Below are 9,316 nucleotides of genomic sequence, written 5' to 3'. Positions count from 1 at the left end.
TCATCTAGGTAAATATTGGAAATTAATGGAGAAATGACTCCCCCCTGAGGGCTTCCAAGGTCTGTTTCCTCCCACACCCCGTCTTTCATTACTCCCGCTGTCAAGAACTTCTTGACTAGCTTCAAGATACTGCCGGCACTAATTTTTCGGTTAATTCCCTTTAAGATTAATTCATGGTCCAGCCGGTCAAAGCATTTGGACAGGTCCATATCCACTACATGGCATAGGCCATATTTGTTTATGAACATTTCCGCCTTTGCCACTGCCTGATGACAGGAGCGTCCCGGTCTGTATCCATAGCTTGATGGATGAAAGTCGGGTTCAAAGATAGGTTGTAGAATGTTAAGAAGAGCTTGCTGAACTATTCGGTCTCTTACAGTGGGTATTCCAAGCGGACGTTTAGTTCCGTCAGCTTTTGGTATTTCCACTCTTAACACTGGGTCTGGTTCGTAAATGCCGGTTTTCAGTTGGTGATGAAGTCGGTTTAGTTCCTCTTGCAAATTTATGCCGTATGCTTCCACGGTTCTTCACGATTTCGCGTCAGTTCCTTCTTGTAACTCTCCAGGCGTCTCTAGCTCTCTGGCAATCTTACCTTTCCTGTCACCTTACTCTGACTAAGCGGACGCACCCTTCAGCAGGTTCGTCACCCCCGATTGGGCCGTTCCCTTCGGCCTTTCATCCTCAGTTATCTTCTTGTCCCATCGCTCTGTTCCTTAGTTGCATACTTTGATTTACCTTCGTCCCTTCGCAAGTACAACTGCTTTTGGCTGGTTGTACCCCACTGCAATTGAATGCAGTGTCCTCCCGGTTTTGTCCTCCAGTCTGTTGCCAGCTTTCGCAGGCCGGGAGTTTATCACTACTACGTACTCATCTGCCACCCCACACCACTTCGCCTCTCCCTTGTGTTTCCACTTGTTCGAGCCTACCCTTCACTGAGGGATGATGCCGGGCTTCTCCGGTTAAATGTACTTGCCTGAGTCTGAACCCATCCGTCCTAACTCCCCAGATTTTCCAGCTTTCGGGCTTTCCCATTTCTTGCAGGGTTACCCATCTGGAGAGCCAACCTCGGTTCACTTCCGCTATGTTCCAGACTCCCCCTTCAGCTTCCTTCAGACCACACCGTTAGCCAGTGACGCCCTTGCTTACGGGTTATCTTCCCGCTGGTTAGGTGATAGGGTTTCTTTCAACCCATCGGCCCGGTACACATGCCGGACGAACAAAAAAAAATGGTCCGCTAAGACCATTTTTGCTTAAACTTAACCGGCAATTATATTTTGATTAATATCTTCAATTCTATTGCAGCCTGTGAGTATCATCGCCTGTTTTAATTCATTGACCATTTTTTTCATAACCACCTTGATACCGTCAATACCTCCGCCAAAAGCTCCCGTAACCAGCGGTCGACCAATAAGCACAGCATCTGCTCCAAGCGCTATCAATTTTAGTACATCGACCCCGTACCTTACTCCGCCATCAGCCAGAATAGTTAGTTCATCTTTAACGGTTTCGGCTATTTCAGGCAGCATCTGAGCCACTCCCTGAGTATGATCCAATATTCTGCCGCCATGATTTGATACCACAATTGCGGCAGCCCCGACATTCATCGCGATTTTTGCTTCATCTGCTGTCATAATACCCTTAATAATAAACGGAAGTTTCGTCATCTTAACTATACTGTAAAGTTCTGCCTCTGTTTTGGGTCCCACCGGCTGGTTCTGCAGAGCCATTGTTATCAATCCGGCCCCGTCAATATCGATGCCAATGGCTAAAGCACCCGCTTCTTCAGCCAGTTTAATACGTTGTCTTATTTCGTCATTTGAGCGGGGCTTAATGAAAGGAATTCCCCAGCCGTTTTCAGTTTTAATTGCATCCACTCCGGAATTATACATGCTTGGGTCTGCCCCGTCTCCCGACATTCCAATTGTCCCTGACTGCCTGGCCCCAGAAATAACAGTTCCAATAAACTCTCTTTCACTTAGCGCTCCTCCCATATTATAAGGTGTTCCAGTCATAGGCGCCGCTAATATCGGGAAACTTATTGTCTTATTAAATAAACTGGTTGATAAATCCGGTTCCATAGTGCCATGCATTGTACGTAAAGCTAACTTATATTTTGCCAAAGCCTCCAGATTAACCTGAAATCCTGCCCCAGTGCCAACCCCTCCCATTCCCGGGACTTCACCGGCACAGGCTTTGCCGTCACATGCCGGACAAACCCGGCAAAAACCTTTCAACTTTTCCCGTGCCTTTGTTCTGATGTCTTTTAAGTCCACGGCATCGCCCCCTAATATGAATAATTTACTTGCCGACTTTTAGTCAAATATTAGCAGCTCTGAGTCGGTGGGTATTCATAATATGCAAAACCAAATACCATTATTATATCTTCATCCCCGGTATTGGCTACCCAATGCCATATGTCCGGCGGGACAAAAATGGCATCGTTTTCCTTAAACGGGATGCATTCATCATTTAGACGGAGTTCTCCCTGTCCCTTAACAACCATCATAAATTCTTCGACCTTGTGTGCAATCGGTTTGGTAACAGTTCCAGGAGTAAAACATGAAAAACCCACTGATGCATGATTATCTTGTACAGTTTCTCTGGTTATTAACAATTTAATCCAACTATCGTTTGCGAGCCTCTTAGTGGGAACGCTAGCCATGGAAATAACTTTAGCCTTACTCATAACTTACCTCCATTTAAGTTATTTTTCAATTAGTACTTTAGCCGTTGATCTTCGTTTTTTGTTCTTGACGCTTGCGAGCAATATGAGAGAATACGACCGCAATAATTAGCGCTCCTCCATAAAAGAGATGCTGGACATATGTCTGGAGCCCTAAAATTGTAAGGCCTGTTATTCCGATGACCAGAAAGTACACTGCAAAAAATGAACCCCAAGGATTGAACCGGCCCGGAACAATTGAAGTTGAGCCAAGGAAAACCCCTGCAAAGGCAGGCAGCATATAGGATAATCCTGATGTAGGATCTGCTGCGCCGGTTGTACCGGCGTAGAGTATTCCGGCAAAGGCGCTGAAAAGACCAGATAACATTAAGTTAATCCAACGCAGCTTATTGACGCGTATGCCGCTCAGCCGGGCAACATTCCGCCCCCGACCGACAAAAAGAATACGCCGTCCAAATGAAGTGAAATCATATAGATACCATACAAATGCAGTCAAAATCAAACCGTAATAAAACTCTAAAGGTATTCCCAAAAGCCTTTTCACCACCACTAGATTAACTAAGCCCGGTGAAATACCACTAATGGTCATTGAATCACTTATTAATAAAACAATCCCATTCAACACTGTTCCAACACCTAAAGTAACAATAAAGGGATCAATATCAAATAAAATCGTGAAGGCACCGTTTACCACACCAACCAAAACCCCCATGGCAAGTGCCGCCAGGATTGCTACAACAATTGGCACATGAAGCTGGGCATTTAAAACCCCAAGCATCATCGCTGAAAGAGTAAGCACACTAGCAATAGATAAATCCATGTCTCCGCTCGTCATTGGAATTAGCAAACCTAAAGTCAACACAACAAGAACTGCCTGTGAACCCAAAATAGTAGCAAAGTTCATCCCGGTGAGAAATGTTGAAGGAGCTAGGATTCCGAATACAATAATAACAATACCTGTAGCACCTAAGATTGCATAACGCTCAATAGCCGAAGTTATCACATTACTTTTTTTAGCATTTGGGGTTTTGCATTCTTTATTAATAACTGGCTCGTCATTCGTCTGTTTCATACTTTTTTCTACCATTCTGTTATTCCTCCTGTCACAAAGATACAACATTGTCCAGGCTATTATAGCACTGTTCGGTAATACGTTCCTTAGTGATATCAATTCCAATAAGCTCTCTGACAACAACTCCATGAGCAAAAATCAAAACCCTGTTACATATTGTGGCTAGCTGCTCGTAATCAGAACTTGCACAGATTACTGAGGTTCCACTTTCGGCTGCTTCCCTGACGATTTTAAATAGCTGCTGCCTGGCGCCTACATCCACACCCTGGGTTGGTTCATCCAACAGCAGTATCTTAGGATTGGTTTGAAACCATTTTGCCAGCAATGCTTTTTGTTGATTACCTCCGCTTAGATTTTGAAAATCTAAACGTGGATTACCGGGACGAACATCAAACTCAGTCAAAAGGGAGTGCGTGGCATTATACATGTCTTTTCGATTTAACCTTAACTTTCTAAAGTAGTTTTGAATGACTTGTATAACCACATTATCCAGTATTGAAAGTGTTCCGATACCGCCTGAGTTCTGGCGATCCCCAGGAATCAAAGCGAGCCCTGTCGAAATAGCTTTATTGGGACTCATTCTCGACAAATCGAAGGATTCACCATCCATTTCCAGGTGACCGCTGGCTTTATCCGCGCCGAAAAGCAGATATGGTATTTCATGAAACCCCGACCCAACCAAACCGGTCAGCCCCAGAATTTCACCTTTTCTTAAGCTTAAGGATACATCCCTGATAATTTTTCCGGAAAGGTTATTCACAAATATATCAATCTTTTTGTTATCAGTAATGGAGTTTCTAAAATCAACTGTTTCGAGTTCGCGCCCGATAATAGCAGAAATTAGCTGCTCTTTAGTTGTTTGACTGGTTTCTACAGTTTTAACTACATGTCCGTCTCGCAATATTGTGATTCTGTTTGTTATTTCCTTGGCTTCATCCAGGTCATGTGAGACAAACAAGACACTTAGCCCGATTTTAGCAATTTCACGAACCAGCCCGAAAAGTTGGTCTATTCCCATTCTTGGTAAAAATACAGTGGGTTCATCCAGAACAAGCAGTCCCCGATTTGATTGTTGTACTGCTTCCTGAGTCTGGATTTCTTTTACTGCACGCACTATCGCCAATAAGGCACGTTCCACCTGGGTCAGGTCTGAAACTTTATCAGATGGATCTATATTCAGATTAAATTGCTTGAATATCTCCTTAGCAAGTTTTCGTTCTTTAGACCAGGATATATTCCATCTGTTTTTTGATGCTATTTCCCCTATCCGAAGGTTTTCAAGTACACTCAATGAGGGTATCAGTCCCAAATCTTGATGCACAAAGCTCATGCCAAGTTTCCGAAATTCGCCAACGTGGAGAGGAAGCTTTATAACCCGGCCATTAATTTCCAGACTTCCACCCGGATCCGGAGCGTGGTAGCCGGCTAATATCTTAATGAGAGTGGACTTTCCGCAGCCGTTTTGGCCAAGTAAACCATGCACTTCTCCTGGCTTTATATTGATATGAGCATCACTCAGGGCACGTTGACCTCCGAAAGTCTTTGAAATGTGTTTCATTACGAGGGTATCAACATTATCTTTCACTCTATCATCCCCACGCCTAAAATTTGTTATATGAACGTTCATATTTAACAAAATATGAACGTTCATATATTTGATTAACTACTTCAAATGAATTATTTGGAGATTCCCCACAGTTTGTTATATCCCTCTAAATATGCGTCTCCGTAGCCTGTTGATAGCTGAGCCGGGTTACCGGCCTTCTCTATATTACTCTCATCCCAAATGTAGAGTGGAATATTTTCGTTATCTACAAAAGGCAGTCCGGCAATAAGTCGCATTTCTGCGTCCATAATTGCTCTGCTAATCCAGTCAAGGTTTTCGCCGATATCCATCTCTACTTTGCCTTGACGAATAAAATCAAGGACAAATGGTGTGCCGTTAAATGTGGCAATTTTTACCCGGTCAGCCGATTGGGTGGTTTCAATTGCGGGTACTACAAATTGAGACATACTGTCATAAATTGGAACAATATAATTAAGTTCAGGATCCCTGATTATCGCTGATTGAACCTCAGACTGAATTTTTGTTGACCAGTCGGGGATGGGTACATTGACATAGGTAACCTTTGCGGAAGGGCACATCTGTTGGAATTCGTCCTTAATTCCATTGACGATGGACTCTGTAGATACAACTTCATTTGAACTGATTACAAGTACATTTGGTTTACCATCCGTCTTGAGAATGGTCCAGTCTGCTAATAATCTGCCGGCCTTGTTATAATCAATTCCCAGGTTTTCCGTAACATAGGGTATTTCCTGTTCAAAACCACTTAAATGTGTGGAAACTACTTTCACCCCGGCTTTTGTAGCGGCTTCAACTTGTGGTTGGAGTACGGAGGGGTTGGTTCCGCCAAGCAAATCAATTAGGTCATACTTTTGATTAAGACCATGGTTCATTCCCTGTACCCACTGGGATGGTTGTCCCTGGTTTGACCATTCAGTGAACTCGAACCCGATTTCCTCTGCTACTTTTTTCATGCCAACCTCGATATTCTCAGTGAACGGATTAGCGCTGGAAACGGGAATACTTAGGATACTTTTTCCCTTCATAACTGCTTTGGCATCAAAGGGTTCCCCTGGGGCTCTGAATTCCGGAAGAGTCTTATACTGCTCAATTTGCTCGGTTACATAGGACAAATCCACTTTTGCATCTGCATCTTCGGGTTTATCCGCCGGGGGATTTGAAGAAGTCGACGTTCCCCCGCAAGCAACAGCAGTTATGGAAAAAATCATTAAAACCATAAACAGGAAAAAGACTTGTACACGTTTCAAATGCCATTCCTCCTATTAATATCTTATTTAATTTAATGTCTTATTTAATTGTTTCTAGCTACCCTTTGGAATTTGCCTTCCACCATTCGGCGATTTCTGCGCGGGTGGCAAACCAGACATCTGTGTATCTGTTCGCATACTCTAAAAACCGCTGCAACCCGCCAATCCGACCCGGGCGTCCAATAATCCTGGGATGCAGCCCAACAGACATCATTTTGGGATGGGTTGCAGATTCAGCGTATAAAACATCAAAAGTATCTTTCAAATAGGTATAAAAGTGGTCAGCAGTTAAAAAGCCAGGTGATTGCCAATAGCAGAAGTCGTTTACATCCGGAGTATATGGAAGCACCAGATGCTTCTTTCCCGATACTTCAACAAAATAAGGTACATCATCATTGTAGGCATCAGAATCATATAAGAATCCGCCTTCTTCTACAACCAATTGTCTCGTGTTTACACTGGGTCCATAACGACAGTACCAGCCTTTCGGACGCTGCCCTGTTGTTCGGATAAATGATTCGATGGCAAGCCTGATATGCTCGCGTTCTTCATCTTTTGACAGGCGAAAAACTTCCTCCCACCTGTATCCATGGCTGCACACCTCGTGGCCCCCATCAACAACTGCTTTTGCAACCTCAGGAGCCTTTTCAAAGGCCACAGCACACGCAAAAAATGTTGATTTAACCTGAGCCTGCTCAAGGGTACGTAATGTGCGCCAGATACCTGCACGTGATCCATATTCGTACATAGACTCCATGGCCAAGTTACGGATTTCTGGGGGAAGCGGGTAAGTACCCCATTCAGTCAATGGTTCCTGATCCGGATCACCTGCAGCAAACGACCTTTCAGACCCTTCTTCATAATTCACAACTATATTAATAGCTAAGCGAGCTCCATTGGGCCAACCTACAGTTGGAAATCTGTTACTATATCCGACTAAGTCACGCATTGATTATATCACCTCTGAATTGGATTTTAGCAAACTTCATCATCAATCTTGGGCCGATATACATCACCTCCATAGATTTCTAAAAACCGAAAACTTCCCCCTTTCTTTTTGCCATTTAATATTGGGCGATCGTTTTAGCTAAATAAAGCCCTAATTAATGCATTTATTAAATAAATTATTAGCAAGAAACATGCCAAGCCGTTTTACCATCGGTAATGCTTGATTTATCCCATATTTGTCTCAGTATAGCATCTAATAATTAGATGCATTATTGCATCTTGATGCATTTTAGCATATAATTACACCAAATACTATCAGAGGAAAAATCAAATAAGAAGGGTGGATAATGAATGAGTGTTTTATCTCAGTTAAGTCACCTCGATCCTGAAGACATAAAGGACTTGATGTTGATTATTGGTTTGGCCTTTGATCAAGTTACTATTTCAGATAATAAAGGATTTATTAAAAAAGTTTACAATCCACCTGAAATAACCTTTGGTATCCGTGACATGGTTGGGATGAATGTTAAAGACTTAGAAAAAAACGGTGTTCTATCAAAATCTATAACGCTGACTGCCATTAACAGCAAAAAACAAGAAACCTTTGTTCAGAACATAAATAATGGCAAAAGGATAATGGCTACAGCTATACCCATCTTTGACAATAACAATAATTTAAAAAAGGTAATCACTTTTTCCAAGGATATTACCCATTGCAGTGACCTTGAGAAACGATTAAGAGAATCAGAAGAAATGATTTCTTGGTATCAAAAAGAGATAGTAAGAATTCGGAACGTAGAGCTTGACGACTTTATTTGGCGCAGTGATACCATAAAAAAGGTAATAGAAATGGCCCATCAGGTTGCGTACACTGAAGCTACTATAACTATTTATGGTGAATCTGGGGTAGGAAAAAGTTTACTGGCAAAATTCATACATAATAACAGTAATCGCAGGAATAATCCATTTGTTTCGGTAAACTGCGGGGCTATTCCGGAAAATCTAATTGAGTCAGAACTTTTCGGTTATACCAAGGGCGCCTTTACCGGCGCCGTTAGAGAAGGTAAATCCGGGTATTTCGAACACGCCAATACAGGTACGGTTTTTCTGGATGAAATAGGAGATATGCCTTTACAATTACAAGTAAAACTTTTACATGTTATACAGGATAGAGAGGTCTACCGAATCGGGGGCCTTAACCCAAGAAAATTAGATATAAGGTTAATCACTGCTTCTAACAAAAACCTCCGTGAGGAAGTTTCCAAAGGCTCCTTCAGAGAAGATCTCTTTTACCGGCTTAATGTTATTCCGATAACAATCCCTCCATTACGAGAACGCAAGGAAGATATCCCGGTTATGGTGGAATATTTTCTCGATAAATTCAGCATCCGCTATCATAAGAGAAAGAAACTAAGCCCTTCGATTATGGACAGGATTATGAAATGTAATTGGCCAGGAAATGTCAGAGAATTAGAAAATTATATTGAACGATTAGTTATTATATGCAATTCGGATATTATAACTGAAAACGACTTACCAAATTCCTTTTTGGAAGAAATCTGCGGAAACCAAATTTTGCCTGTTCTTCCAAAAGAAGCACGGTCACTAAAAGAGGTCAAAGAAATAACGGAAAAACAGATGATCATTGAGGCATGTAAAAACTCAAAGTCAACCAGGCAGTTGGCCCGGCTATTTGGGGTTAATCAGTCCACCATTGTGAGAAAATTAAAGAAATATAATATAGATTTTAATTCCCCTTAAAATAAGCTAACCACCTG

Annotated in this window: 8 protein-coding genes; 1 reads left to right on the top strand and 7 read right to left on the bottom strand. The window is 42.3% G+C overall.

Annotated features, from left to right (window positions below):
- The 7 genes from Ga0451573_RS17745 to Ga0451573_RS17715 all read right to left on the bottom strand — a co-directional run.
- Positions 1-521 (bottom strand): reverse transcriptase domain-containing protein (locus Ga0451573_RS17745; protein ID WP_331459444.1); only part of this gene is annotated, 521 nt, incomplete at its 3' end.
- A 735-nt stretch (positions 522-1,256) separates the two neighbouring features.
- Positions 1,257-2,273, bottom strand: coding sequence for an alpha-hydroxy-acid oxidizing protein (locus Ga0451573_RS17740; RefSeq protein ID WP_231685501.1), 1,017 nt, complete (start codon positions 2,271-2,273; stop codon positions 1,257-1,259).
- A gap of 50 nt (positions 2,274-2,323) precedes the next feature.
- The gene (locus Ga0451573_RS17735) at positions 2,324-2,686 is read right to left on the bottom strand and encodes a cupin domain-containing protein (protein WP_231685500.1); all 363 of its coding nucleotides are present in this window, start codon (positions 2,684-2,686) and stop codon (positions 2,324-2,326) included.
- 37 nt (positions 2,687-2,723) lie between these two features.
- Positions 2,724-3,770, bottom strand: a complete 1,047-nt coding sequence (locus tag Ga0451573_RS17730; protein WP_231685499.1) for an ABC transporter permease — start codon at positions 3,768-3,770, stop codon at positions 2,724-2,726.
- 16 nt (positions 3,771-3,786) lie between these two features.
- Positions 3,787-5,340, bottom strand: a complete 1,554-nt coding sequence (locus Ga0451573_RS17725) for a sugar ABC transporter ATP-binding protein (RefSeq protein ID WP_231685498.1) — start codon at positions 5,338-5,340, stop codon at positions 3,787-3,789.
- A gap of 92 nt (positions 5,341-5,432) precedes the next feature.
- The gene (locus tag Ga0451573_RS17720) at positions 5,433-6,590 is read right to left on the bottom strand and encodes a sugar ABC transporter substrate-binding protein (protein ID WP_231685497.1); all 1,158 of its coding nucleotides are present in this window, start codon (positions 6,588-6,590) and stop codon (positions 5,433-5,435) included.
- 58 nt (positions 6,591-6,648) lie between these two features.
- Complete coding sequence (locus Ga0451573_RS17715; protein WP_231685496.1) at positions 6,649-7,539, bottom strand: allantoinase PuuE; 891 nt, start codon at positions 7,537-7,539, stop codon at positions 6,649-6,651.
- Positions 7,540-7,889: 350 nt separating this feature from the next.
- Between Ga0451573_RS17715 and Ga0451573_RS17710 the strand changes: the two genes are divergently transcribed.
- Positions 7,890-9,299 carry a sigma-54 interaction domain-containing protein gene (locus Ga0451573_RS17710; RefSeq protein WP_231685495.1) on the top strand — a complete coding sequence of 470 codons (1,410 nt, stop codon included), beginning with the start codon at positions 7,890-7,892 and terminating at the stop codon, positions 9,297-9,299.
- The last annotated feature ends 17 nt before the right edge of the window (positions 9,300-9,316 follow it).

The organism is Phosphitispora fastidiosa, from assembly GCF_019008365.1.
In the GTDB taxonomy this organism is placed as follows: domain Bacteria; phylum Bacillota; class Thermincolia; order Thermincolales; family UBA2595; genus Phosphitispora; species Phosphitispora fastidiosa.
The sequence above is the reverse complement of the archived record's forward strand: the minus strand, read 5'-3'. Positions and strand labels throughout refer to the sequence as shown.

Excerpts from the sequence above, each read along its gene's own strand:
- Ga0451573_RS17735 (WP_231685500.1), bottom strand. The coding sequence starts at position 2,686 with ATGAGTAAGGCTAAAGTTATTTCCATGGCTAGCGTTCCCACTAAGAGG.
- Ga0451573_RS17730 (WP_231685499.1), bottom strand. The coding sequence starts at position 3,770 with ATGGTAGAAAAAAGTATGAAACAGACGAATGACGAGCCAGTTATTAAT.
- Ga0451573_RS17715 (WP_231685496.1), bottom strand. The coding sequence starts at position 7,539 with ATGCGTGACTTAGTCGGATATAGTAACAGATTTCCAACTGTAGGTTGG.
- Ga0451573_RS17710 (WP_231685495.1), top strand. The coding sequence starts at position 7,890 with ATGAGTGTTTTATCTCAGTTAAGTCACCTCGATCCTGAAGACATAAAG.